General features: G+C 65.5%; 22 protein-coding genes. 13 read left to right on the forward strand and 9 right to left on the reverse strand.

Features of this window, described 5'->3' with window-relative positions; all coding sequences use genetic code 11:
• Together VFW84_RS04655 and VFW84_RS04660 are read right to left on the reverse strand one after the other, a co-directional pair.
• A partial coding sequence (locus VFW84_RS04655; protein ID WP_329679270.1) for a YncE family protein occupies nt 1-1,017 on the reverse strand: 1,017 nt, incomplete at its 3' end.
• Between the two features lie 87 nt (nt 1,018-1,104).
• Nucleotides 1,105-1,917: a TIGR00266 family protein gene (locus VFW84_RS04660; protein WP_329679271.1), complete on the reverse strand. Its 813-nt coding sequence runs from the start codon at nt 1,915-1,917 to the stop codon at nt 1,105-1,107.
• 162 nt (nt 1,918-2,079) lie between these two features.
• Between VFW84_RS04660 and VFW84_RS04665 the strand changes: the two genes are divergently transcribed.
• The 3 genes from VFW84_RS04665 to ubiE are packed head-to-tail and all read left to right on the forward strand — an operon-like array spanning nt 2,080 to nt 5,329.
• Nucleotides 2,080-3,303: a GGDEF domain-containing protein gene (locus VFW84_RS04665; protein WP_329679272.1), complete on the forward strand. Its 1,224-nt coding sequence runs from the start codon at nt 2,080-2,082 to the stop codon at nt 3,301-3,303.
• 17 nt (nt 3,304-3,320) lie between these two features.
• Nucleotides 3,321-4,580: an NAD(P)/FAD-dependent oxidoreductase gene (locus tag VFW84_RS04670; RefSeq protein WP_329679273.1), complete on the forward strand. Its 1,260-nt coding sequence runs from the start codon at nt 3,321-3,323 to the stop codon at nt 4,578-4,580.
• Between the two features lie 17 nt (nt 4,581-4,597).
• On the forward strand, nt 4,598-5,329 hold the full coding sequence (gene ubiE / locus VFW84_RS04675; RefSeq protein ID WP_329679274.1) for a bifunctional demethylmenaquinone methyltransferase/2-methoxy-6-polyprenyl-1,4-benzoquinol methylase UbiE: 732 nt from the start codon (nt 4,598-4,600) through the stop codon (nt 5,327-5,329).
• 27 nt (nt 5,330-5,356) lie between these two features.
• Here the strand turns inward: ubiE and VFW84_RS04680 are convergent, their stop codons facing one another.
• Nucleotides 5,357-5,962, reverse strand: a complete 606-nt coding sequence (locus VFW84_RS04680; RefSeq protein WP_329679275.1) for a chalcone isomerase family protein — start codon at nt 5,960-5,962, stop codon at nt 5,357-5,359.
• A 110-nt stretch (nt 5,963-6,072) separates the two neighbouring features.
• Here VFW84_RS04680 and VFW84_RS04685 point away from each other — a divergent pair, with 110 nt between their 5' ends.
• From VFW84_RS04685 to VFW84_RS04700, 4 genes are all read left to right on the forward strand, one after another.
• The gene (locus VFW84_RS04685; RefSeq protein WP_329679276.1) at nt 6,073-6,996 is read left to right on the forward strand and encodes a MerR family transcriptional regulator; all 924 of its coding nucleotides are present in this window, start codon (nt 6,073-6,075) and stop codon (nt 6,994-6,996) included.
• 5 nt (nt 6,997-7,001) lie between these two features.
• Nucleotides 7,002-8,264: an MgtC/SapB family protein gene (locus VFW84_RS04690; protein WP_329679277.1), complete on the forward strand. Its 1,263-nt coding sequence runs from the start codon at nt 7,002-7,004 to the stop codon at nt 8,262-8,264.
• Nucleotides 8,265-8,460: 196 nt separating this feature from the next.
• The gene (locus VFW84_RS04695; RefSeq protein WP_329679278.1) at nt 8,461-10,545 is read left to right on the forward strand and encodes a hypothetical protein; all 2,085 of its coding nucleotides are present in this window, start codon (nt 8,461-8,463) and stop codon (nt 10,543-10,545) included.
• An 83-nt stretch (nt 10,546-10,628) separates the two neighbouring features.
• Nucleotides 10,629-13,115, forward strand: a complete 2,487-nt coding sequence (locus VFW84_RS04700) for an ankyrin repeat domain-containing protein (protein ID WP_329679279.1) — start codon at nt 10,629-10,631, stop codon at nt 13,113-13,115.
• 77 nt (nt 13,116-13,192) lie between these two features.
• On the opposite strand, the gene ilvC is transcribed toward VFW84_RS04700, so the two are convergent.
• The 3 genes from ilvC to VFW84_RS04715 form a co-directional block, all read right to left on the reverse strand.
• Complete coding sequence (ilvC, locus tag VFW84_RS04705; protein ID WP_329679280.1) at nt 13,193-14,209, reverse strand: ketol-acid reductoisomerase; 1,017 nt, start codon at nt 14,207-14,209, stop codon at nt 13,193-13,195.
• Nucleotides 14,210-14,260: 51 nt separating this feature from the next.
• Nucleotides 14,261-14,755 (reverse strand): acetolactate synthase small subunit, encoded by a 495-nt coding sequence (gene ilvN, locus VFW84_RS04710; protein ID WP_329679281.1) that lies wholly within the window; start codon nt 14,753-14,755, stop codon nt 14,261-14,263.
• Nucleotides 14,756-14,966: 211 nt separating this feature from the next.
• A complete protein-coding gene (locus tag VFW84_RS04715; RefSeq protein ID WP_414638896.1) occupies nt 14,967-16,727 on the reverse strand; it encodes an acetolactate synthase 3 catalytic subunit in 1,761 nt (586 codons plus the stop codon).
• Nucleotides 16,728-17,045: 318 nt separating this feature from the next.
• Here VFW84_RS04715 and VFW84_RS04720 point away from each other — a divergent pair, with 318 nt between their 5' ends.
• From VFW84_RS04720 to VFW84_RS04740, 5 genes are read left to right on the forward strand one after another with little or no spacing between them, the layout of a single operon-like run.
• The gene (locus tag VFW84_RS04720) at nt 17,046-17,630 is read left to right on the forward strand and encodes an RNA polymerase sigma factor (RefSeq protein ID WP_329679283.1); all 585 of its coding nucleotides are present in this window, start codon (nt 17,046-17,048) and stop codon (nt 17,628-17,630) included.
• Nucleotides 17,631-17,673: 43 nt separating this feature from the next.
• A complete protein-coding gene (locus VFW84_RS04725) occupies nt 17,674-18,360 on the forward strand; it encodes a DUF3619 family protein (RefSeq protein ID WP_329679284.1) in 687 nt (228 codons plus the stop codon).
• 13 nt (nt 18,361-18,373) lie between these two features.
• Nucleotides 18,374-19,195: a DUF3106 domain-containing protein gene (locus VFW84_RS04730; RefSeq protein ID WP_329679285.1), complete on the forward strand. Its 822-nt coding sequence runs from the start codon at nt 18,374-18,376 to the stop codon at nt 19,193-19,195.
• 39 nt (nt 19,196-19,234) lie between these two features.
• Nucleotides 19,235-19,774 (forward strand): RDD family protein, encoded by a 540-nt coding sequence (locus VFW84_RS04735; protein WP_329679286.1) that lies wholly within the window; start codon nt 19,235-19,237, stop codon nt 19,772-19,774.
• Complete coding sequence (locus VFW84_RS04740) at nt 19,771-20,394, forward strand: TIGR00730 family Rossman fold protein (protein WP_329679287.1); 624 nt, start codon at nt 19,771-19,773, stop codon at nt 20,392-20,394. Before VFW84_RS04735 ends, VFW84_RS04740 begins: the two co-directional genes overlap by 4 nt.
• 19 nt (nt 20,395-20,413) lie before the next feature.
• On the opposite strand, the gene VFW84_RS04745 is transcribed toward VFW84_RS04740, so the two are convergent.
• Together VFW84_RS04745 and VFW84_RS04750 are read right to left on the reverse strand one after the other, a co-directional pair.
• Complete coding sequence (locus VFW84_RS04745; RefSeq protein WP_329679288.1) at nt 20,414-20,752, reverse strand: P-II family nitrogen regulator; 339 nt, start codon at nt 20,750-20,752, stop codon at nt 20,414-20,416.
• Between the two features lie 62 nt (nt 20,753-20,814).
• Complete coding sequence (locus tag VFW84_RS04750; RefSeq protein WP_329679289.1) at nt 20,815-22,521, reverse strand: NAD+ synthase; 1,707 nt, start codon at nt 22,519-22,521, stop codon at nt 20,815-20,817.
• A 207-nt stretch (nt 22,522-22,728) separates the two neighbouring features.
• Here VFW84_RS04750 and VFW84_RS04755 point away from each other — a divergent pair, with 207 nt between their 5' ends.
• Nucleotides 22,729-23,265: a hypothetical protein gene (locus VFW84_RS04755; protein WP_329679290.1), complete on the forward strand. Its 537-nt coding sequence runs from the start codon at nt 22,729-22,731 to the stop codon at nt 23,263-23,265.
• Between the two features lie 3 nt (nt 23,266-23,268).
• On the opposite strand, the gene VFW84_RS04760 is transcribed toward VFW84_RS04755, so the two are convergent.
• On the reverse strand, nt 23,269-24,894 hold the full coding sequence (locus tag VFW84_RS04760; RefSeq protein WP_329679291.1) for a serine/threonine-protein kinase: 1,626 nt from the start codon (nt 24,892-24,894) through the stop codon (nt 23,269-23,271).
• Nucleotides 24,895-24,920 lie beyond the last annotated feature (26 nt).

Here is a 24,920-nt window from a genome sequence, read left to right on the forward strand (position 1 = left end):
CGTCCAGACCCCATGCGGGGATTTGCCCACCGGCACCTGGCGCAGGACCTTGCCCTGCACCGTGTCGATGAAGGTCAGCTTGCGCGCCCAGCGCGAGGTCACCAGGATGGTCTTGCCATCGGACAACAGGTCCATGCAATCGGGCCCGCCCGGTGCCGGGTAGGTGGCCACCACCGTCAGGGTGATCAGATCGATCTTGCTGATCGTGTTGGCCACCCGGTTGCTCAGCAGCACATGACGCTTGTCACCCACCGCACGGAAGGCATGCGCCCCCTCCCCGGTCACGATGCGCTTGACCAGAACCGGCTTGGGCCCCGCCACGTTGTAGACCTCGACGTAACGGTCGCCCGTCAAGCCGATCAGCACATGGCGATCATCGGGTGTCACGAAGACATCGGCCGGCAACTTGCCTGTCGGTATCTTCCAGCGGGGCTTTTGCGTGGCCAGGTCGATGGCGATCAGCTCGTCGCTGTCCTGCATGGTCACGTAGGCCACGGTGCTCTTGCTGTCGAAATAGACATGGCTGGGCGTCTTGCCCGTGGGCACGCGCTTGACCAGCGCCAACTCCAGCCCGGTGGTCGGCTTGAAGGTGGCCCGGTAGATGTCGACATGGTCCAGCCGGTTGGCGGCCGTGACAAACCACTTCATGTCAGGCGAAAAGCGCAGTTGATAGGGGTCGGCAATGTTGGGGATCACCTTCTGGATGGCGCCGGTGCGCGGATCCAGCAAGGTGATCGAATCGCTCAGGGCGTTGGCCACCAGCAAAGATCGCTCGTCAGGCGAGAGGTAGAGGTGATGCGGCTCCTTGCCGGTGGGCACGCGCCGGATCTCCTTGAAGGTGACAGGATCGATGATGCTGACATCTGCATCCAGGGAATTGAGCACGAAGATCGGACTGGGTGCACGCGGAGCCGACACTGGCGACGGCGCAGCCTTGGGCTGCGCCCCCACCCAGCCACACCAGGACAGCAGGAGCGCCGCGCACACGCGAGAAACGATGGAACGAGCTTGGGTCAATTCGGTCACCTGAAATCAAGCCGCGCAGTGTACGCGGCCGATGCGACTGCCCGTCTGAGTCGCATCAAAGCATCAGAGTTCAACGCTTTACTCGTCATCTCCGCCCAACAGGCCACCCAGCAGACCACCGCCGGCCAGGCCGCCGAGCATGGAGCCCTCCTCGCGGCTGCCGCCACGTTGGGGTGCGGCCGCGAAGATGCGCGAGGCCAGGCGCGAGAAGGGCAGGCTCTGCAGCCACACCGTCCCCGGGCCGGCGAGGCGGGCCAGGAAGATGCCCTCGCCGCCAAACAGCGCCGTCTTGATCTTGCCCACGTACTGGATGTCGAAATCCACCGACGGGGTGTAGGCCACCACACAGCCCGTATCCACCAGCAAGGTCTGACCGGGCTGCAACTCACGACGTACCAGGGTGCCGCCGGCATGCACGAAGGCCAGGCCATCGCCCTCCAGCTTTTGCATGATGAAACCCTCACCCCCGAAAAACCCGACCCCCAGCTTCTGCTGAAAGCCGATGCCCAGCGACACACCACGCGCGGCGCACAGGAATGAGTCCTTCTGGCACAGCAGGGTGCCCCCCAGTTGCTGGAGGTCCATGGGGATGATCTTGCCCGGATAGGGTGCGGCAAACGCCACACGTTTCTTGCCCGAACCCTGATTGGTGTAGACGGTGGTGAACAGCGATTCACCCGTGATCAGCCGTTTGCCAGCTCCCAGCAGCTTGCCAAAGATGCCACCTTCCTGCTTGGAGCCATCCCCAAACACCGTGTCCATGTCGATGCCGGCATCCATGAACATCATGCTGCCGGCCTCGCCGATGGCGGCCTCGCCCGGATCGAGTTCGACCTCGACGAACTGCATCTCGCTGCCCTTGATTTCGTAGTCCACAACGTCCATTGCCATGAGAGTGCTCCAAAAAAACAACATGAGGCCGGGCGCCAACCGGCCCGCAAAAACACCGCACAATCAGCGCTAGCTGCGATGCAGATCCGTCCTGCCGTGCGAGGACCGGATTGTGCTTGAGTTCACAAACCCTTTGCTGCCAACATCATCACTGTGGAGTCATTGCACGCCCCCACCCTGTTCGTCACTGTGATCGTGGTGATGGCCACGGCCGCCAGCCTGATGACCTTTGTCGGGCTGGTTCAGCGCACCTACCGAGGCTTCTGGTGGTGGGTGCTGGCGCAGTGGCTGAATCTGGCCGGCGCCTTGTGCCTGGTCTTCAAGGAACAGTCTCCGCTGGCCTTCGCGCTGTCGGTGGTGCTGGGTCTGCAATGGCCCATCACCATGCTGGCGGGCCTGCGGCGCTTCTACGTGCGCTCCGAGCTGCCCGTGCCCTCCTGGGGCGACAGCGTCGTGCTGGCCGGGGCATTCCTGTGGTGGGTCGTCATCTGGGGTCGCGACCCGGACGATGCGGGGGCCCGCGTGGCCGCATTCACCATGTCCAGCATCACCTGCTACCTGTACGCCGCCTGGATGGTCTGGTCCATCCGGGAATGGCGTCAGAGCGCGCACCTCAAGGCCTTCCTGACCTTTCTGGTCGTCGGCATCGTGGTTCAGATCCCTCGGCTGCTCGAAGGCCTGAGGCATTGGGGCCACCCGGTAGAAAACCCCAACGCATTCGTGCAACAGCCCTTCCTGGTGCTGGTGCTCACGGTCGGCGTGATCTTTGCCGTCTACATGGGCCTGCTGCTCACCTACGAGCGCACCGAGCAGGACCTGCGCGAATCACAGCGGCAACTGCGCATGATGGTGGACTTCGACATGCTCACCCAGTTGCCCAACCGGCGGCATTTCCAGGACATGGCCCAGCAGACGGTGCGCCTGTCCCCCCCGGGCGCCTGTGCCCTGATGCTCTTTGACATCGACCACTTCAAAAGCATCAACGAGAAGCACGGCCATGCCGCTGGCGACTCGGCCCTGCGGCTGGTGTCCAGCGTGGCGCGCACCATGTTGCGCGGACGTGATCTGGTCGGACGCATGGGGGGCGACCAGTTCGTGGCCCTGCTGCCCGACACGGCCACCCAGGATGCCCTGCGCGTGGCCTCCCGCATGGCGCGCCAGATCGAACAGAAACAGGCCGACTCGACGCGGGAGCCCATTCGCCTGAGCGCGGGCATCGTGCAAGTCCAGGAGCAGGAGCCCCTGGACAAGGCCCTGCATCGGGCCATCGAGGCGCTGGCCGAGGCCAAGCGCCAGGGGCGTGGTCGGGTGGTCAGCGCCGACACCTCTCCAGAAGGCAACCTCGTGGTCATCGCCACGCGCACGCTGGGATCGTCGCCCCGCTGACCCTGCCTCCTTGAACCATGAACTCCTTTGATGTCGTCGTGATCGGCGCCGGCGCCGCCGGCCTGTTCGCCGCCGGTGCGGCCGGCCAGCGCGGACTGCGCGTGCTGCTGATCGACCATGCGGCCAAAGTGGCCGAGAAAATCCGCATTTCGGGGGGCGGGCGCAGCAACTTCACCAACCGCGATGCCACCCCTGCCAACTACCTGGGCGACAACCCCCACTTCTGCCGCTCGGCCCTGTCGCAGTACACCAGCGCCGACTTCATCAAGCTGGTGCAGTCGCACGGCATCGCCTTTCACGAAAAGCACAAGGGGCAGCTCTTTTGCGATCACAGCAGCCAGCAGTTGATCGATCTGCTGCTGGCCGAATGCGCCAAGGGCGGCGTCGAGCGCTGGCAGCCCTGCGGCGTGCAGGCCGTGCGCCGCCATGAAGGCGATGAGGCCCGCTTCGAACTGGACACCGACCGGGGCCTCGTGCGCTGCCACAACCTGGTGGTCGCCACGGGCGGGCTCTCCATCCCCAAGATCGGCGCCACCGACTTCGGTCACCGGCTGGCCACGCAGTTCGGGCACCGCATCACCCCCTTGCGCCCGGCCCTGGTGCCGCTGACCTTCGATGCCACCCTGTGGACGCGCTGGTCGGCGCTGTCGGGTGTGGCCGTGCCGGTCACGGTGTCGGTGACACCGCCACCACCGGGGGGCAAGGGCAAGGCCAGGCCGGTCAGCTTCGACGAAGACCTGCTCTTCACCCACCGGGGCCTGAGCGGCCCGGCCATCCTGCAGATCTCCAGCTACTGGGCACCGGGTCTGCCCCTGAGCATCGACCTGGCCCCCGGCACGGCCCTGGCGTCTGCACTCAAGCAGGCCAAGCAAGGCAGCAAGCGCCAGTTGTCCACCGTGTGGCGCGAGGCCCTGCCCGAGTCCCTGCCCCAGCGCCTGGCCCTGGCCTGGCTGGCCGACATCCGCCATGAGCACCCGGCACTGCGCGATGAGGCCCCCGCCGCCGAGCTCAAGGACAAGGACCTTGATGCGCTGGGACAGTCGGCCAATGCCTGGACCCTCACGCCCAGTGGCACCGAGGGCTACGCCAAGGCCGAAGTCACCGCTGGGGGCGTCGACACCCGGGAGCTGAGTTCACAGACCATGGAGAGCCGCCTGTGTCCCGGCCTGTACTTCATTGGCGAAGTGGTGGATGTGACCGGCTGGCTGGGTGGCTACAACTTCCAGTGGGCCTGGTCCAGCGGCATGGCCTGCGCCAGGGCCTTGCAGGCAGCCTGAAGGGGTAAGATGCGCCCATGAGCTCTACCCACTTCGGTTTCGAAACCGTCGACGAATCCCAGAAAGCCTCGCGCGTGCGTGGCGTGTTTGACTCGGTGGCCGGCAAATACGACGTCATGAACGATCTGATGTCGATGGGCCTGCACCGCCTCTGGAAGGCCTACACCATCGCCGCCAGTGGCGTGCGCGAGGGCCACAAGGTGCTGGACATCGCGGGCGGCACGGGCGATCTGGCCCTGGCGTTCGCCAAACGGGTGGGCCCGCGCGGCACCGTGGTCCACACCGACATCAACGAGGCCATGCTCAGCACCGGCCGTGACCGCCTGATCAATGAAGGCGTGATGCTGCCCACCACGATCTGCGACGCCGAGCATCTGCCCTTCCCCGAGGGCAGCTTCGACATCGTCACCGTGGCCTTCGGTCTGCGCAACATGACCCACAAGGATCAGGCGCTCAAGGAAATGTGCCGCGTGCTCAAGCCTGGCGGCCGTCTGCTGGTGCTGGAGTTCTCCAAGGTCGCCAAGCCCCTTGAAAAGGCTTATGACTTCTACTCGTTCAACATCCTGCCCAAGATCGGCAAGCTGGTGGCCAACGACGAAGAAAGCTACCGCTATCTGGCCGAATCCATCCGCATGCACCCGGACCAGGCCACGCTCAAGTCCATGATGAAGGACGCCGGCTTCGGTCATGTGGACGTGCACAACATGACCGGTGGCGTGGTGGCCCTGCACATGGGCCTCAAGTGCTGATCTCGGCCACCCGGGCCGGCGAGCGGCTCAGCCGGTCTGGCCCAGCAGTTCCCGCTTGAGGTAGTCCCCGGCGGGACGGGGGCCCAGCCAGACCTTGAGCAGGCCCTTGTAGAAATCCTCGCCCGGGATGTCATTGCCCAGGGACATGCCATTGATGGTGATGTGTGTGCCCGAATCGGGGGCGTAATCCAGGATCACCAGAGACCCCTTGCTGGCTTCACCGCGCAGCGCCATGGCCTTCTTGAGCTGATCCACCCGGGGCTGCAATGCGGCCATCTCCTGGGCTGACAGATTGTCAGCCATGCCCTTGCCCAGCACTCGCCCGAAATCCTCGCCGTCCACGTCGCGCATCAGCACCAACTGGAGCCGCTTGGGCCCGGGCATGTCCAGCACCTCGGCGGGCGAACTGGCACGGTGCGGCAGGTACATGCCGATCACATAGACCCGAAACACTGCCAGGGCCCGCATGCCTGCGCCATTGAGGACCAGCGATTGCTCTCCGACCTTGGTGCCCTCGGGCAGGACCACGCCAGACACCTCGGCTGCCTGAGCGAGCGACACGGACGCCCCATACAGGGTCAGAGCCGCCACGGCCGAACGCCACGCCATACGCGGGAAAAGAAGCTGTTTCATCACGAATTGGCTCCTTGCCCGGAGCTGGGTTTTAAAACGATACTTTATGCTACATCAAAAATGCAACATAGTGCTCGGTATCATCCAACTCCAGCTCCCATGATCGTTCGATGACGACTTCCAAACCGCCGCGCCCTCCCCGAGTCAAGAAGCGTGCGTCCGCGCCCGCAACGTCCGCCGCCGAGCCTGGCACCGCGGACACCAGCGGCGGCATGACGGTGGATGATCTGGCCCAGCGCACGGGCGTGTCGGTGCGCAACATCCGCGCCTACCAGACCGCCGGTCTGCTGCCGCCCCCGGCCCTGCAAGGGCGTCTGGGTCTGTACTCGCATCGGCATCTCTCGCGCCTGGAGCTCATCCGCGAACTGCGTCAGATGGGTTTCGGGCTGGAGGCCATCAGCGACATGCTCGATCACGTCCCCAAGGGGGCCGGCGCGCAGTACTCGCTGATCGCGCAGATGTTCTCCAACGGCTTTTTCCAGGTGGAGCAACCCGAATCCAGGACACTGCAGGAACTCACCGCGCACTGGGGTGAAAGCGCCACACAGGCGCAGCTCACCCGCCTGCTGGAAAGCGGCCTGTACCGCCGCGTCGGGGGCGACGAGCAGACCGACGCCTCCCAGGTGCGCTTCGAGATGCTCAGTCCCTCGCTGTGGAACATCGGTAAGGAGATGGCCGCGCTCAACATCCCCCTGGACACCGTGCTGGACATGCAGGACAGCCTGATTCGGCACACACGCGCCATTGCCCGGGGTTATGTGGACCAGTTCATCCTGGCCATGGTGCGAGAGATCACGGCCTCCAGTCAGGATGGTGCGGCACTGACCGACGAACAAGGGAACCCGACCCTGCCACCCAGCCTGCTGCGCACCGTGCGCGGGGTCATCGAGCGCCTGCGGCCACTGGCCATCGGCTCGGTGTCGGCCGCCTTCCCGGTCGTGCTGCAGCAGGAGTTCGAGCGCGACGTGCTGGACCGCATCCAAACCCACCTCCAGCAGCAAGGCGACCGCCCACCGAAGGGTGACGTCGACTGATCCCCGTGACCGACACCAGTGCCCTGCCCCCGCTGGACTCGCCTCTGGGTGTGGGCATCGCTGTGGCGCTGGGCTGCGGCCTTCTGATCGGTGTGGAGCGCGAGCGTCGCAAGAACACGGCAGGTCACCGCGCCACGGCCGGCGTGAGAACTTTCACCATCGCGGCCCTGGCCGGAGCCCTGGCTCAGGGCCTGGGCCAGACCTGGCTGCTGGCCCTGGGCGGCCTGCTGGTGGTGGCCCTGATGTGCATCGGCTACTGGCGCGAGCGCTCCAAAGATCCGGGCATCACCACCGAGCTGGCCTTGTTCGTCACCTATGTGCTGGGCGTCACCGCCGTGGACTACCCCCGCGTGGCAGGCGCCACCGCCGTGATCGTGGCCATCTTGCTGGTGGCACGCAACCGCCTGCATCAGTTCTCCACCGAGGTGCTGACCAGCCGCGAATTGCACAGTGCCCTGGTGCTGGCCGGCTCGGCCCTGGTCGTCATGCCCCTGATCCCCGATCGACCGCTGCCTTATCTGGCGCAGGTCAACCCGCGTGATCTGTGGCGCCTGACCGTGCTGCTCATGAGCCTGCAGGCGGCCGGCCATGTGGGTCTGCGCATGGCGGGGGCCCGCCTGGGCCTGGCCTTGACCGGGGTCGTCTCGGGCTTCATCTCCAGCACCGCCACCATTGCCGCCATGGGCGCACGTGCCAGGGAAGAACCCGCCCTGCGCTCAGCCTGCATCACCGGTGCCCTGGCCTCCAACCTGTCCACCGTCGCCTTGATGTTCGTGGTGGCCACCACCGTCGAGGCCCGGCTGTTGCCCGCCATCGCCCTGCCCATGCTGGCCTGTGCGGCCGTCGTCGGTCTGACCGCCATCCTGAGCCTGCGCCGCCAACAGGAAGTGCCCAGCGCGGTGAACCCGCAATCTCGGGTGTTCAGCTTTGCTCAGACCATCGGTTTTGCCGCCATGCTGTCCGGCGTGACCACGGTGGTGGCCCTGCTCAGTGAGCATGCCCCTCAGGGTGCGCAGTATCTGGGCGTGGCCATGGCCGGGTTTGCCGACGTGCATGCCGCCAGCGCCGCAGCCTTCAATCTGGTCGCCAGCCACAAGATCCAGCCTGATGGGGCCGTGGTGCCCATGCTGCTGGCACTGACGACCAACAGCATCAGCAAGGTGATCGGCGCCTGGGTCAGTGGAGGCGCCCGCTTTGGCGCCCTGATCGGCCTGGTCATGGCGGCCATGGTCGCCGCTGGCTGGTCAGCCTGGTGGCTGAGCCTCTGAGCCTCAAGACGCGCCGCCTGATTCTGGCCGCCAGACTCTAGCCGTCTCCTCGATACCGCGCTTTGCGGCCCATCAAGCCCGATCCACGGCGTGGCCCCCACCTGTGACCCTAGGGGGGCTCAGCCCCCTAGTCCTTGGGAGGCGCGCGCGGCATGCACTTCCTAGACTGAGTCACATCTCACTTCAGGAGTTCCTCATGCCCACCCTCACACCCTTGGCCAGTGGTCTGTCCGGCGCCATCGGTTCCCACTTTCATGCCCCCAGCAACCGCCTGTACTTTGTCGAGTTTGGCGGCAAGCTGTCGGTCTACCACTTCACCCGGCCCGTGCAGAGCATCGCGCTCAATGGCGTCACCCGCACCCTGCACGGCACCTGGTCGCTGGACCTGGACACCGGCATCGAATCGACCAACAACCAGTCCGACATCTTCTGGAACCAGCAGACCAGCATCGAGCGCCGCATCGTGCCCAGCAATGGCGCGCAGATCGCCTATCTGGGTGTCATGAGCACCACGGCCTTCAATGCCCTGGGCGCGCCCCAGTTGCAGGCGCTGGACTACAGCAGCACCCCGATCAACGGGGACAACAACGCCAGCAACCTGCTGGTGGTCAACGCAGTGTTCGCGGTCCGCACCAGCCAGGGCCATGTCAGCAAGGTGCAGGTCAAGACCTATGGCTACGACCTGGTCCTCAAGATCACGACCTACCGCCTGCAAAGCGCCTACCAGGTGCTGGGCACGGGCTATGTGCAGCCCGAAGATGTCAAGGTCAACCCGGCCGGCACGGTGGCCTACATCACCGAGCGTGGCGGGCAGGTGCTGCGTGTGGCCCTGAACAACCCGGCCGTGCCGCCCCACCGATCGGCGGCCTCCGTGCTGAGCAGTGGCCTGACGGCCCCCCATCAGATCTCCCTGCACACCGACCGGGGGGTGCTCTACACGGTGGAGTTCGCGGCGCTGGGCCGGCTGGTGCGCATCGACCTGGGCACGGGTGCCGTCACCCCACTGGCCTTCAACCTCGATCGTCCGATCGGGCTGGCCCTGTCGGCGGACCATCAATACGCCTACATCAGCGAACAGGCGGCGTCAGGCGGGCGCGTGCGGCGCATCCGTCTGGACTCGGGTGTGGCCGAGTCCGTGGCTTCAGGGCTGACCTCGCCCTTCATGTTGTCCTTCCTGGACAGCAGCGCCAACTTGCTGGTCGTGGCCGAGCGGGATCCCGCCAACCGCATCAGCGTGCTGGACCTCAGCGCCACCCCGGTGGTTCGACGCGACCTGGTCACCGGTACACCGGCACGCCCCTCCAGCGCCGTGGGTGGCCCCGAGGGTCAGTTGCTGATCTGCAGTGACACGGTGCTGAGTGCCTGCCCCCTCACCCTGAGCCCCTCGGCAGGCACCGGCCCCCTGATCATCGGCATCGGCCATGTGCCTGTGGACCGCATCGTCAGCGGCTACGCCGACACCAGTGTCGATCCGGCCTACTTCTTCCAGGTCAAGGACTGCCCCTTTGGCGGCTCCCTGCGCCTGATGTTCAACCACGAGCGTGCCCGCCTGATGGGCGCGGCCTACTACCAGGTGCTGGTCGATGGCATCCCGGTCACCAGCACGGTGAGCGACTACCGCTGGAACAATGCGACCAGCCACTTCGACCTGATCACCACGGCGCCCACAGCCTTGTCGATGCTGCCCGTGCGCACGCCCGGCCCGCTCTGGTACACGCCCCACCTGGGCCTGGACCTCAACAGCACCACCTTGAGCGATGGCTTGCACACTGTCAGCGTGCGTCTGTTCGGCAGCACCAGTCTGGCCAGCCAGATCAACACCACGGGCGTGCCCTTTGTGCAGACCCAGCTGATGATTGACAACACGGTGCCTACGGCCCGCATCAATGCCATCTTCCATGATGGCGCCCCCGTGGGAGCCTGTGCCATCGTGGACAGCGGCTCTGACCAATTCACCTTCGACATCACCGCCTCAGACCCCGAGCAGCACCTGCTGAGCTGGAATCTGTATGCGGTCTGGGGCAACAACCAGTCCAAGGGCGTGGCCAGCGATCACTACAACAACCATGTGTCGCCCACGCGCCGATGGGCCGGACTCAGCGGTGGCGGACCGGCCAGCACCGTGCCCAGCCCGGCGTGGACAGCCACCGTGGCCGGCGACCCCACCTCGCGCCGCTGCGCCCACACCTTCATCCTGCAGGTCTGGGACCGGGTGATCAATGGCTACGGCTACATCCACCCGAACTCGGCCACCTACTCGGTGACCTTGATGCTGCCATGAGACAGTGATCGGTTCATGCTCCGCTACATTGGCGGAGCATGAACCCCCACGCTTCGCGCCTTGCTCCCAAGGATCTCCGATCCTTGATCATCACCCTGGTGATCGGCCTGCTCTTCAGTGTGGGCGGCATCGTCCTGGGTGTGCTGCCCCTGGGCAAGATCGCGATCGAGTACTGGCATCTGTCGCGCTATGTGGAGGTGCCCGCCACGGTCCTGGATGTCGGTCTGTTTGACGACAGCGATGGCGATCCGTGGGTGACGGTCCGCTACAGCTACCGTGTCCATGGCCGCACCCTGGTGGGCGATCGCATCGGCATCAGCATGGCGGGATCGACACAGCAGGCATGGCACGAACGGCTTCAGGCCGCCCGACACAGCGGCCAGACCATCCCGGCCTGGATCGATCCGGAACACCCAGGCCTGAGCCTGCTGACGCGCGAGGTGCCTGTGGGCGCGGTGCTGATGCTGCTGATCCTGGCCATCGTCTTCCCCGCCCTAGGTCTAGGCGCCTTGTGGCAGGCCGGGCAGCTCCTGTTGGGCCGACGCATGCAGGCCAAGGACCAGGCACCCGGGGCCTCAGCCCCCACCCTCACGCTGAAAGACAACACCCTGCTCCAGGCGGTCGGCATGGGCACCTTCGCCGCACTGTGGAACCTCCTGGCCATCCCGGTCACCTGGCTGACCTGGAATGAGCACGGCATGCTGTCTGGCGAAGGACTCTTTGTGAGCTTGTTCGCAGTCCTGGGTCTGCTGCTGATCGCGCTCACCTTGAACCTGCTCCTGTCGGCCCATCGAGGCCGGGGCGTGACGCTGCACCTGGGCCCCGAGGGTCTGCACGCCAGAGAACCCGCACAGGTGCATTGGCACCTTCCCGCCCACCGAGTCAGGCACGCCACTCCCCACGGCTTTCGGGTGCAATTGCGCCAGACTCGGTTGAAGGACAACAACAGCGACAACACCTGGGAAACGCTGTGGGTGGACACCTTGCCATGCACGCTTCATCCGCAGCCCGACGGCAGCGCGCACCTGCAGGTCGACGTGCGATGGCCGGATCACGCCCAGCCCTCGGGCGTCAATGCCGATGGCGATGCGGTGGCCTGGTCGCTGTCGCTCGGCCAGGAAGGGCAAACACATGTCCAGACCTTTGGCATCCCGGTGGATGCAGGGCGCATGGGGCGGGTGGTGCCCTCCGCCGTTCCCCAGGATCAAGGCGATGGCCGTGCGACGCCTCCTCCGGCCGCCATCGTGCGCATTCACACCTCGCCTGGCCTATGGATGGCCCGCTTCCACCCGCCCCATCGGGGAATCCTGAGCGGGTTGTCGGGCGTGGTGGCGCTGGGACTGGGCCTGATGGCCAGACAGCTGTGGGGGTCGGATGAACAGATCGATGCGATCGTCTGGCTGCTGCTCACCCTCGGATCTCTGCTGATGCTGGCGGTCATGCTGCATGTGCTCACACGGCAGTGGCTGATCGGCATCGAGGCCGGGTCCTGGTGGCTGGATCGCTCGTCTGCGTTGCGGCGCCAGCGCCATGCCCTCCCACCGCGCGATGCTGCCAGTCTCCTGCCTCGGCATGTGTACACCACCTCGTCCGAGACCACCGCCCCCCGGCACCACCACCGCGTCGATCTCTACAGCCCCGGCGAGGGCACCCAGGCGATCAGCCCGGCCCTGCCCAGTCGGTCCATGGCCCTGGGGCTGATCGATCAACTGCATCAGGCGCAAGCGCCCGCGAGCCACGCCCTGCTGCCTGCCGAATGGACCGCACACACGGCTCCTGACACGGTCTGGCGTGCACGACACCGCGTTGGCACCGGCTTGGCCTGGATCCTGATGTCAACGCTGATCCTGGCCCTGAGCACCCGCACGGAGGATCACCTGAGTTCGCACCCGGCGGCCGCCTGGCAAGGCTGGCGCAATGCCTTGCTCGCTCAGGGTGAACTGATGCTGGGCATCGGCCAGGCAGAGCGCGCCCTGCTGCGCGCCATCGATGGCGACCGGGATGAGGATGTGGAAAAGGCACTGCGCCAGGGCGCCCACCCCGATGCCACCGGCGAGCGCGGCAGCTCAGCCCTGATGCTGGCCGCCACCCGGGGCAAGCTGAGCACCGTCAATCTCTTGCTGGCCCATGGTGCCGACGTGCAGTTCGTCAATCAGACCAGCGTGAACGAGCGTGGCGACACGGCCCTGCTGCGCGCCGCCTACTTCGGACACGCTGAAGTGTTTCAGCGCCTGATCGAGGCAGGAGCTCGCACGGATGTGCGCAACCGCTGGGACTGGACGCCCGTTCACATGGCCAGCATGGGCGGCTGCCTGCCCTGCCTGGAGTCACTGCATGCGCGCGGCCTGTCGCTGGACGCACGCGCCACGGCCAGCCGGGGCGAGACCCCGCTGATGCTGGCCGCCGCCAAGGGGCAGATCCCTGCCATGCAATGGCTGATCGAGCACGGCGCTGACACGGCGCAACAAGACGATCACGGTCAGGATCTCATCGCCTGGGCGCGGTTTTTCAAACAAGGAGACAGCGAGCGCTGGCTGATCACGCATGTGAAGCAAGTGCGCGCCCCATGAAAAAACCGCCAGCCCCTGACGGGATCTGGCGGTCTGCACCGATGCGGGCAAGCCTGAAAAAATCAGGCCTTCCGTGATCAGTTCTTGGACTGGTCGACCAGCTTGTTCTTGGCGATCCAGGGCATCATGGCGCGCAGCTCGGCGCCCACGGTCTCGATCGGATGAACGGCGTTCAGGCGACGGCGAGCGGTCATGCTCGGGTAGTTCGTGCGGCCTTCCAGGATGAACATCTTGGCGTATTCGCCGGTCTGGATGCGCTTCAGAGCAGCTCGCATGGCTTCGCGCGACTTCTCGTTGATCACTTCCGTGCCCGTCACGTACTCGCCGTATTCGGCGTTGTTCGAGATCGAGTAGTTCATGTTGGCGATGCCGCCTTCGTACATCAGGTCGACGATCAGCTTCAGTTCGTGCAGGCACTCGAAGTAGGCCATTTCCGGAGCGTAACCGGCTTCGGTCAGGGTCTCAAAACCCATCTTCACCAGCTCGACCGCGCCACCGCACAGCACGGCTTGTTCGCCGAACAGGTCGGTCTCGGTTTCTTCGCGGAAGTTGGTCTCGATCACGCCGCCCTTGGTGCCACCGTTGGCAGCCGCGTAGGACAGGGCGATGTCACGGGCCTTGCCGGACTTGTCCTGGTACACAGCGATCAGGGAAGGCACGCCGCCACCCTTGAGGTACTCGGAGCGCACGGTGTGGCCAGGGCCCTTGGGGGCGACCATGATCACGTCCAGGTCAGCGCGGGGCACGACCTGGTTGTAATGCACGTTGAAGCCGTGAGCGAAAGCCAGAACAGCGCCTTGCTTGATGTTGGGGGCGATGTTGTTGTTGTAGACCTCGGGGATGTTCTCGTCAGGCAGCAGGATCATGACGACGTCGGCGCCCTTGACGGCTTCATCGACTTCAGCGACCTTGATGCCAGCGGCTTCCACCTTGGACCAGGAGGCACCACCCTTGCGCAGACCGACGGTCACATTGACGCCCGAGTCACGCAGGTTTTGTGCGTGGGCGTGGCCTTGCGAGCCGTAGCCCACGATGGTGACGTTCTTGCCCTTGATCAGGCTCAGGTCGGCGTCTTTGTCGTAATAGACTTTCATAGAGTGCTCCAGAGAGAAATGGGGGGGTGAGTAAAGGGGGGGCGGATGGAGTCAGACGCGCAGGATGCGCTCGCCGCGACCGATCCCGCTGGTACCGGTGCGTGCGGTCTCCAAGATGGCCGCACGATCAATCGCTTCCAGGAAGGCGTCGAGTTTAGACGCATCGCCCGTGAGTTCAATCGTGTAGGTCTTGTCGGTCACGTCGATGATGCGGCCACGGAAGATGTCAGCCATGCGCTTCATCTCCTCGCGCTCCTTGCCGACAGCGCGCACCTTGATGAGCATCAGCTCGCGCTCGGTGAAGGGGCCTTCGGACAGATCCACCACCTTGACCACCTCGATGAGGCGGTTGAGGTGCTTGGTGATCTGCTCGACGATGTCGTCCGAGCCAGTGGTGACGATGGTCATGCGCGACAGGGAAGGATCTTCCGTGGGCGCCACCGTCAGGCTCTCGATGTTGTAGCCACGGGCAGAAAACAGGCCGACCACGCGCGACAGGGCGCCGGGTTCGTTTTCAAGCAGCAGGGCAATGACGTGTTTGTTCATGATGGATCGTCCTTTCGTGCTCTTGAGCCAGGCGGTTTGTGTCCGACTGGCCGTGGCCACGGGGTTCGATGAAACGGTTTCAGCAGTGATCCGGTGCCGCCCTGCCCGACCGCCACCCCAGGTGGCGAAGGCTTGAAGCGCTCACACAGACACCGGCAAGTGCCTGCGTGACGCCCCCCGGGCTGCACCGGGATGGGATGTCAAGCGGTGATCACAGGTCCTCGGAGCCCAGCAGCATCTCGGAGATGCCCTTGCCGGCCTGCACCATCGGCCAGACGTTTTCGGTCGGGTCGGTGCGGATGTCCAGGAAGACCGTGCGGTCCTTGAGCTTGATGGCCTCGCGCAGTGCGCCTTCCACGTCCGAGGGACGCTCGATCAGCAGGCCGATGTGGCCATAGGCCTCGGCCAGCTTGACGAAGTCAGGCAGCGCATCCATGTAGCTGTGCGAATAGCGGCCACCGTAGTCCAGTTGCTGCCACTGGCGCACCATGCCCAGATAACGGTTGTTCAGGGCGATGACCTTGACCGGCGTGTTGTACTGCTTGCAGGTCGAGAGCTCCTGGATGCACATCTGGATGGAGCCTTCGCCGGTGATGCAAAACACATCGGCGTCGGGCTTGGCCAGCTTGATGCCCATGGCGTAGGGCAGGCCCACCCCCATGGTGCCCAGGCCACCGGAGTTGATCCAGCGACGGGGCTCTTCGAACTTGCTGTACTGCGCCGCGAACATCTGGTGCTGGCCGACGTCCGAGGTGATGTAGTAGTCGGTGCCGGCGGTCAGCTCGGCGAGCTTCTCAACCACGGCCTGAGGCTTGATGACCTCGTCGGAGATCTTGAACTTCAGGCAGTCGCGCTTTTTCCACTCGTTGACCTGGTTCCACCACGCGGTGAGCGCACCCTGGTCGGGCTTGAGGGGCGATTCCTTGATCTGGGCCAGCATCTCCTGCAGCACGTCCTTGACGTCGCCCACGATGGGGATGTCGACCTTGACGCGCTTGGAGATCGACGAGGGGTCGATGTCGATGTGGATGATCTTGCGCTCGACCTGGGCAAAGTGCTTGGGGTTGCCGATCACGCGGTCGTCGAAGCGGGCGCCCACGGCGATCACCACGTCGGCGTTCTGCATGGTCATGTTGGCCTCGTAGGTGCCATGCATGCCCAACATGCCCAGGAAGGTCTTGTCCGACGCGGGGATGGCGCCCAGGCCCATCAGGGTGCTGGTGCTGGGGTAGCCCAGCAGGTTGACCAGTTCGCGCAGCTCGTTGGAGGCTTCGCCCAGGATCACACCGCCGCCGGTGTAGATGTAGGGGCGCTTGGCGCTCAGCAGCAGTTGCACGGCCTTGCGGATCTGGCCGCCATGGCCCTTGCGCACCGGGTTGTAAGAGCGCATTTCCACTGTCTCGGGGTAGTGGAAGGCGGTGGTCTTGAGCGAGACGTCCTTCGGGATGTCGACCACCACGGGGCCGGGACGGCCGGTGCGGGCGATGTGGAAGGCCTTCTTCATGGTCACGGCCAGATCGGCCACGTCCTTGACGAGGAAGTTGTGCTTGACGATGGGGCGCGTGATGCCGACGGTGTCGCACTCCTGGAAGGCATCCAGGCCGATGGCGGCCGTGGGCACCTGCCCGGTGATGATCACCATGGGGATCGAGTCCATGTAGGCCGTGGCGATGCCGGTGATGGCATTGGTCACGCCGGGACCGGAGGTCACCAGGGCCACGCCGACATCGCCGGTGGCGCGCGCGTAGCCGTCAGCGGCGTGAACGGCGGCCTGTTCGTGGCGCACCAGTACGTGCTCGATCGTGTCTTGTTTGTACAGGGCGTCATAGATGTAGAGCACGGCCCCGCCGGGGTAGCCCCACATGAATTTGACGTTCTCTGCCTGCAGGCAACGGACGAGGATGTCCGAGCCATTGAGGATTTCGGCTGCAGTGCCTTGTGACATGTCCATTTTGAAATCGACCTTTCGGATTTTCTCTAACGAAAAACGATCGGTGCCCCTCTTCACAGCCGTTTGCCCCCTGGGGGAAACCACCGCAACACCACGACGACGGATCGTCGCGACGTTCGCCCTTGTGAGGCGGATTCGAAGCCTGCGCGGCCTGCCATTGACGTGTGTACTGCCTCTCGGCGCGTCAACTCAGACCAGATCGGGATGGCGCAGAATCCGGCATTATCGCATCACGTCGCGCCTGATTGGAAGAAACCCTCGCGGAGGGTGCCATAATCCGCCCGCGTTTTGTTGTCCAGCTACCGCGCCGCCCTGGTGCCCCTGCCTGATCGCCCCGCCTTGACCGACTCTTCTTCGACCTCTCCCGACGAACTCAACGAGTTCCTCAAGAGCGTGGAACGCCGGGCTTTCAAGCGCGCGGTCTACGCCGTGCGGGATGAGGACGCGGCCCTGGACATCGTGCAGGACGCCATGCTGCGCCTGAGCGTCAGCTACGCCGACCGGCCGCCCAACGAGTGGCCCATGCTGTTCCAGCGCATTGTCTCCAACGCCACCCTGGACTGGTTCCGCCGCCAGAAGGTGCGCAACGCCGTGTTCCAGAACATGAGCGACCTGGAGGCATCGGTGCCGGGCGATGAAGACGGCGACTTCAACCTGCTGGAGATTCTCAAGATCGACGTGGCAGGCACGGAAGGTGCTGAGGATTCCGCCAACCGTGCGCAAATCCTGGCGGTGATCGAGGAAGAAATCGGCCACCTGCCCCCGCGTCAACGGGAGGCCTTCCTGATGCGTTACTGGGAGGAACTGGATGTCGCCGAAACCGCAGCGGCCATGGGGTGCTCCGAGGGCAGTGTCAAAACCCACTGCTCCCGGGCCGTGGCCAGCCTGGCCAAGGCGCTGTCCGCCCGGGGGGTGTCCTTGTGACATCCACAGATCCTGATCCACCGACCTCAGCCTTTTTTGCATCGTGAACACGTCCAAGCCCGATTCACTCACTGCGGCACAAGCCGAGGCCCTCTCGGCCCGCTTCGCCCTGCGCGTGAGTGCCCGGCTGAACGAGGGCACGGAGCAACTGCCTCACGACATCAGTGAGCGCCTGCGCGTGGCGCGACAACAGGCCGTGGCCGCAGCCCAGTTGGCGCGTGCCGGAGTGCTCGCCCGCCCGGCCGCACAAGCCGCCACGGTGGTGGTGACCGGCCCTCAGCCGGCCCTGGCTGGAGCAGGTCGTGGCGCGGGCATGACCCTGCCCATCCCTCACGCCCCGGCCTCCCGCACGCACCGTCAACACGGCCGCGACGTCCTCCACGGTCGCCGCCTGGATGAGGCACCGCCCACCTGGGGCTGGCGCCTGGCTTCGGCCCTGCCCGTGCTGGCTCTCGTGGTCGGCCTGTGGCTCATCCACAAGACCTACCAGCAAGAACAGGTGCAGGCCGCCACTGAGGTCGACATGGCCTTGCTGACCGACGAGCTGCCGCCCAGCGCTTACGCAGATCCAGGGTTCGAAGAATACCTGCGCTCGGCCGATGCCCCCGCCATCGACACAGGCCATGCCGAAGACCAGGACGCGATCGAAGAGTCGTCCGATCTGCTGCCATCGATCGATGCCGACACGCCCGAGGCCGTGCCCGGCAGCGCGATGCCTGCCCGGCCTTGAAGGCATCCTGGCCATGACCATGCCTCGCCTCGCCTTGCCTTGGTGCTCAGCCCTGCTGCTGGCCTCGGTGCTGTCGCTGGGCGGCGCGCAACACGCCCGGGCTCAAGCGCTGCCGTCGGCCACCGCCGCAGTCTCCACCCACGAAGCCACCGACTGGGGCCGCCTGACCGCCGCCCAGCGCCAGGCACTGGCTCCCCTGGCGGCCCAATGGGCCAGTCTGGATGACGCCTCTCGCGACAAATGGCTGGTGGTGGCGGAGCGCTATCCCCGCCTGTCACCCTCTGCACAGGAGCGCATGCGCTCGCGCATGACGCAATGGGCCAAACTGCCGCCGCAACAACGCGGTGAGGCTCGCCTGCGTTTCCAGAATTCACGCCAGCTCAGCGCCGAAGAGCGCCAGAAGAAATGGGCCGCCTACCAGGCACTCCCGCCTGAAGAGCGCCAGGGCCTGGCTCAGCAGGCACGCCGCAAGCAGCAACCCGTGGTGTTGCCAGATTCCGAACCCGGGCCGCGCGAAGCCGGCCAGCGCAGCAGCCTGCGCCGCCACGGTCAGGACGAGCGCAAGACCAATGTGGTGCCCAACACCACCCATGCCGCCCCGGCGCCCCAGGCCATCACCCCCACCCTGATCAAATCTGGGCCCGGAGCCACCACCTCACTGGTCAACCAGACGGCCTCGCCGCCTCTGCACCAGCACACGGGCTTGTCCAAGATCAACGCGGCCAAGGGCTTCGTCGACCCTCAGACCATGCTCCCCCGCAAGGGTCCGCAAGGTGCGGCCATGACCCCCGTGACAGGCTCTCAGGCCACATCGGCTACAGTCGGCAAGCCCTGACGTTCACCGTCGTCCTTTCCTGTCCGATTTTTTGTCCGCATGTCGCGTCCGCCCGTCGTTCCCCCTCTGAGCCTGTCAGCCTGTATCGAACGTGCCCAGGGCACGGCTGCGCCCCTGCGTCGCCGCATGGCAGCCTTCATCTACGAAGGCGTGCTCCTGTTCGGCGTCCTGATGGCGGTGGGACTGGTCTTTGGCATCGCCGTGGGGCAACGTCATGCCATGCATGACCGGGCCGGCCTGCAGGCGGCCGTCTTCCTGTCCTTGTCGCTGTACTTCATCTGGTTCTGGATCCAGGGCGGACAGACCCTGGCCATGAAAACCTGGCACGTCCGACTGGTGCGTGCCGATGGTCTGCCCGTCACTCTGTTTCAGGCGGCCCTGCGCTTCATCATGTCCTGGCTGTGGTTCTGGCCTTCGCTGCTGCTCTCGCGGCTCGCGGGCTGGCACCACAGTCGCGAGATCGTGGGCCTGCTGCTGATCTGGATCGTGATCTACGCCGCCCTGAGCTGGCTGCTGCCACGTCGCCAGTTTCTCCATGATGTGATCTGCCGCACCCGCGTGATCGACACCCGTCCATGACCCCTCAAGCGTTCTCCGTCTGCGTCTACTGCGGCTCTCGCAGCGGCGCCCATCCCGCCTTTGCCCAGGCGGCCACCGACTGCGGCCGCCTGCTGGGTCAGCGGGGTTGGCAACTGGTTTATGGCGGTGGCAGCACCGGCCTGATGGGCACGGTGGCCGATGCGGCCCTGGCCCACGGCGCCGCGGTCGTCGGTGTGATCCCGGAGCGGCTGATCCAGCGCGAGCTGGGGCACGGTGGCGTCAGTGAACTGCATGTGGTGGATTCCATGCACGAACGCAAGCACCTCATGGCGCAGCGCTCGGACGCCTTCATCGCCCTGCCCGGCGGCATCGGCACCATGGAAGAGATCTTCGAGATCTGGACCTGGCGCCAGTTGGGCTACCACGCCAAACCCCTGGGCCTGCTCAATGTGGGGGGCTACTACGACGATCTGCTGCGCTTCATCGAACGCAGCCGTGACGACGGCTTCCTGTGGCCAGATGTGCAGGAGCTGCTGCTGGTCGACGACCAGATCGAGCGCCTGCTCGATCGCCTGCACGCCCAATCCCTGGTGCTGCAAACGCAAACGCCACCGTCCCTGCGTCAGGCAGAGCCCGGTGGCGTGGCCGACGGGACCTGAGGCCCCCTCGCTGCTGCCGTCAGACGGCGGCTTCGTCGGTCTCGCCGGTGCGGATGCGCACGACCTGCTCGACGGGCGTCACGAAGATCTTGCCGTCACCGATCTTGCCGGTCTTGGCCGCCTTGACGATGGCCTCGATGCAGCGCTCGACGTCATCCCCCTTGACCACCACCTCGACCTTGACCTTGGGCAGGAAGTCGACCACGTACTCGGCGCCACGGTAGAGCTCGGTGTGCCCTTTCTGGCGACCAAAACCCTTCACCTCGGTGACGGTCAGGCCGGTCACGCCGACCTCGGCCAGGGCTTCGCGGACTTCTTCGAGTTTGAAGGGCTTGATGATGGCGGTGATTTGCTTCATGAGAGAACTCCAGAGGTCTGCCGGACAGGCGACATGTCTATATTGGTTGTCTAGGTGCTAATTTAAGCACGGAAGCGCGAGGTGATCGGATAGCGCCAGTCACGCCCGAACGCACGATGGGTGATTCGGATGCCCACGGGGGCCTGTCGGCGCTTGTATTCGTTGATTTTGATCAGGCGGGTGATCTTGTCGACGTCGGCCCGATCAAAGCCGGCGGCCACGATCTCCTCGATCGATTGGTCATGCTCCATGTAGCGCTCCAGGATGGCGTCCAGCGCCTCGTAGGGCGGCAGGCTGTCCTGATCGGTCTGGTCGGGGCGCAGTTCGGCCGAAGGAGCACGCGTGATGATGCGCTCAGGGATGGGTTCGACCTCACCACGCAGTCGCGCCTGCTCGTTGCGCCAACGCGAGAGCCGATACACCGTGGTCTTGACCAGGTCCTTGATCACGGCAAAGCCCCCGGCCATGTCACCATACAGAGTGCAATAGCCCGTGGCCAGTTCGCTCTTGTTGCCGGTTGTCAACACAATGGACCCCGTCTTGTTGGACAGAGCCATCAGCATGGTGCCCCGGATACGGGCCTGGATGTTCTCTTCGGTGGTGTCCTCGGGGCGGCCCTCGAACAGAGGCGCCAGCGAGTGCCTGAAGGCATCGAACTCGGGCGCGATGGCGATCTCGTCATGGCGCACCCCGACACGATCGGCCATGTCCCGTGCATCGATCCACGAGATGTCGGCCGTGTAGGGCGAAGGCATCATCACCGTGCGGACCTTGTCGGCACCCAGCGCATCCACCGCGATGGCCAGCACCAAAGCCGAGTCGATGCCGCCCGACAGACCGATGATCGCGCCGGGGAAGCCGTTCTTGCCCAAGTAATCACGCACCCCCGTGACCAGGGCTTGCCAGATCTCGGCATCCTGGGAGAGTGAGGGCGCCATGGGGCCGTCGATCCCACCGTCCGCCTTCAGGGTCAGTGGCAGCACCGCCGACTGGAAGGCCGGCGCACGGGCACCCACCTGTCCCTGGGCATCCAGGGCGAAAGAGGCGCCATCAAAGACCACCTCGTCCTGCCCGCCTACCAGGTGGGCGTACACCAGCGGGCAGGCACAGGTGCGAGCGCGCTCGGCCATGCGCTGCTCGCGCTCGGCCACCTTGCCAGCATGGAAGGGCGAGGCATTGAGAACCAGCAGGGCCTGTGCGCCCAGGGCACAGGCGGCCTGGGCCGGCTCGTCGAACCACGCGTCTTCGCAAATGAGCAGACCCAGCTTCCAGCCTGCGGCCTCGATGACCACGGGGCCGAAACCGGCGTCACGCCCGCTGACAAAATAGCGTCGCTCGTCAAAGACCTGGTAGTTGGGCAACTCGCGCTTGGCGTAGGTGGCCATCACCGCCCCCCGGTGCAGATGGCTGGCGGCATTGAGCAGGCCCGGCAGCGCCCAGGAGCGGGTGCGCATGTCCAGCCCGGGTCCTGCAGCCGGGTGCCCCACGATGAGGTGCAGGTCGCCCAGATCCGCCAGGGCTTCGGCCACGGACAGCAGGGCTTCCTGACTGGCTTCGATGAAACGGGGGCGCAGCAGCAGGTCTTCCGGCGGGTAGCCGCACAGGGCCAGCTCCGGCGTGAGCACGACGCGGGCGCCATCGGCATGGGCCGAGCGGGCCAGCTCGATGATCTGGCGGGCATTGCCCTGAAGATCCCCGACCACGGGGTTGAATTGCAGCACGGTCAGAGCAAGGTCCACCGTGGGGCGAGGCGTGTGTGCTGATGTCATGAAAGTCGTCGACGATGGGCGAGCGCTGCCGCCCTGGCTGGCAATGGTAGCGCCCCGCGCCGCCGTTTTCAGGCGTGCATTCATCACGCTTCGCCTCATTCATCGTTCAACAAGAGACGTATAGACCGTTCAAACCCTTAGTTATGAAGGCATCAAGCGGTGCGAGACTGCCTTCCATTCACAACAATTCAGTCAGCACAGGGTCTCATGTCAGTTCTGCCTTCACCGCAGCGTCCTTCGCCCCCCCCGATCCTCGACATCGAGGCATCGGGTTTCGGCCTGGGCAGCTACCCCATCGAGGTCGGGCTGGTGATGTGTGATGGCCGCAGCTGGTGTTCGCTCGTCAAACCCGAACCGTCCTGGCAGCACTGGGATCCCAACGCTGAGGCGGTGCACAAGATCACGCGCGAGCAACTCGATCTGCATGGCCGTCACGCCAAAGACATCGCCCGTGTGCTCAATGACTGGTTGCATGGCCTGGTGGTCTACTCCGACGCCTGGGCCCATGACTACACCTGGCTCAACAAACTCTATGAGGTCGCCGAACTGGTGCCCAGCTTCCGCCTGGAGAACCTGCGCGCCCTGCTGACCGACGACGAGGCTGCTCGCTGGCACGAGCTCAAACTGGCGGTCGCCCGCCGTGCGGCCATCGTGCGCCACCGCGCCAGCAGCGATGCCAAGCTGCTCCAGATGACCCTGCAGGCTCTGCGCGAACCCCAGCACAGCATTTCATCGGTCGTCTGATCGTCAGAACCCACCCATGCGCTGACGCTGTGCGTCTTCCTGCTGGCGCATGCGCGTGCATTCCGCGTGTTTGGCATAGGCAGGGCGGCTGCAGTGACGTTTCATGCACACCGCCAGCGCGATGAACACGCGCTCACCGCAGGCCAGACGGGGATTGAGCGGCGCACTGGCGTCTCGTGTCGTGTCACTGCTGCCCTCCTTGCGGGACGAGGCTTTGGCGCCGCCGCTCCTGGTCTCGCGCGACGCGGCTGTGTTCTTGGCCGGGCGGACGACACTGGCTTTCACGGCGGGCTCTGTTGGACGAGCCGGCGGCACCTCGGGGCCTGGGATGCCAGCGGCAGATGCCAGGTCGGCAGGCCCATCGGATGCCTGCGCCAGCACCACAGCCTGCGTGGCAGAGCCCACAGGCGCAGCGCGATCGCGCTTGAACGACCAGGCCGACAAGGCCACCACCGCCGCCAGCAGCAGTGCGCCCCCGCCCCACCACGCCGCCCTGGGCCACGCTGCCGCACGTGGGTGGTGGAACAAGTCGCTCATGGGCATGGCCTCCGGCACGCGCCCTCCCTCCACCTTGCCTGCCTGCCCCTCCGCGGGACGCGCCACCATCACGGTGCGCTCGGTCCAGACATCACGGGAGGCATCGACGGTCGGTTGGGTGGCCGACACTCCCTCCGACGGACGTGACAGGTCGACCGTTCGAGGCTGCTCGATCAGCGCCTCCCGCCAGGCAGCCACCGACGCGGGCCGCTCGTCCGGCTTGACCGACAGGGCTCGGTCGATGGTGGCCAGCAAGGCCGGACTGTAGGTCTGGCCGAAATCCTGCGCCAGGCCGGTGGCCATCTGGCGCAGGGACGGCAGGTCGTCATGCACCGCCCGGGCCGTCGCTGGCACGGGCGTGCGCCCGGTCACGCAGTAATGCAGCACCGCCGCCAGACCGTACAGGTCGGTCCAGGGGCCCTGACGCAGCTGCGAGGTCTCGGCATACTGCTCGATCGGCGCAAAACTGGGCTTGAGGATGGCAGTGAGGGCCTGGGTGTGATCCCCCAGAACCCGTCTGGCCGCGCCAAAATCCAGCAGCACGGGCCGGATGCCACAGGGCGCATCAGGATCCTTGAGGATCAGGATGTTGTCAGGAGCGACGTCGCGGTGATAGACCTGCTCGCGGTGCAGGCAATCCAGGGCCCCCAGCAATGGCTCCATGAGGGCCCGCAACCAGGCCTCGTCCGGTGGCCCCGACAGGTCTCGACGTGCCTCGTACAGCGTCTGCCCTTCGTAGCAGGGCATGACCATGTAGGCCGTCCCCCGGTCTTCCCAGAAGCGGATGACACGCACCAGGGCCGGGTGGTCGAACCGGGCCAGCAGACGCGCCTCGTTCACAAAGGAGCGCAAGCCCAAGGCAAACGCCTCCCCATGCTGAGGCGCGCGCAGGACCACCGAGCCATCGCTGCCGCGCGCCGCCAGGGACGAAGGCAGGAATTCCTTGATGGCCACCACCCGTTGCAGCGCAGCCTCACGGGCGCGGTAGACGAGACCAAACCCACCGACGCCCAGCAGGCCTTCGATGTCGTAGTCCATCAAACGGGTGCCCACCGGCAAGGCGTCGGGGGTGGAAGAGACGTTGTTACTCACTCTTAGCAGCTTACCGCAGCGCAGCA

This window comes from Aquabacterium sp. (assembly GCF_036279655.1).
Taxonomy (GTDB): Bacteria; Pseudomonadota; Gammaproteobacteria; order Burkholderiales; family Burkholderiaceae_C; genus Aquabacterium.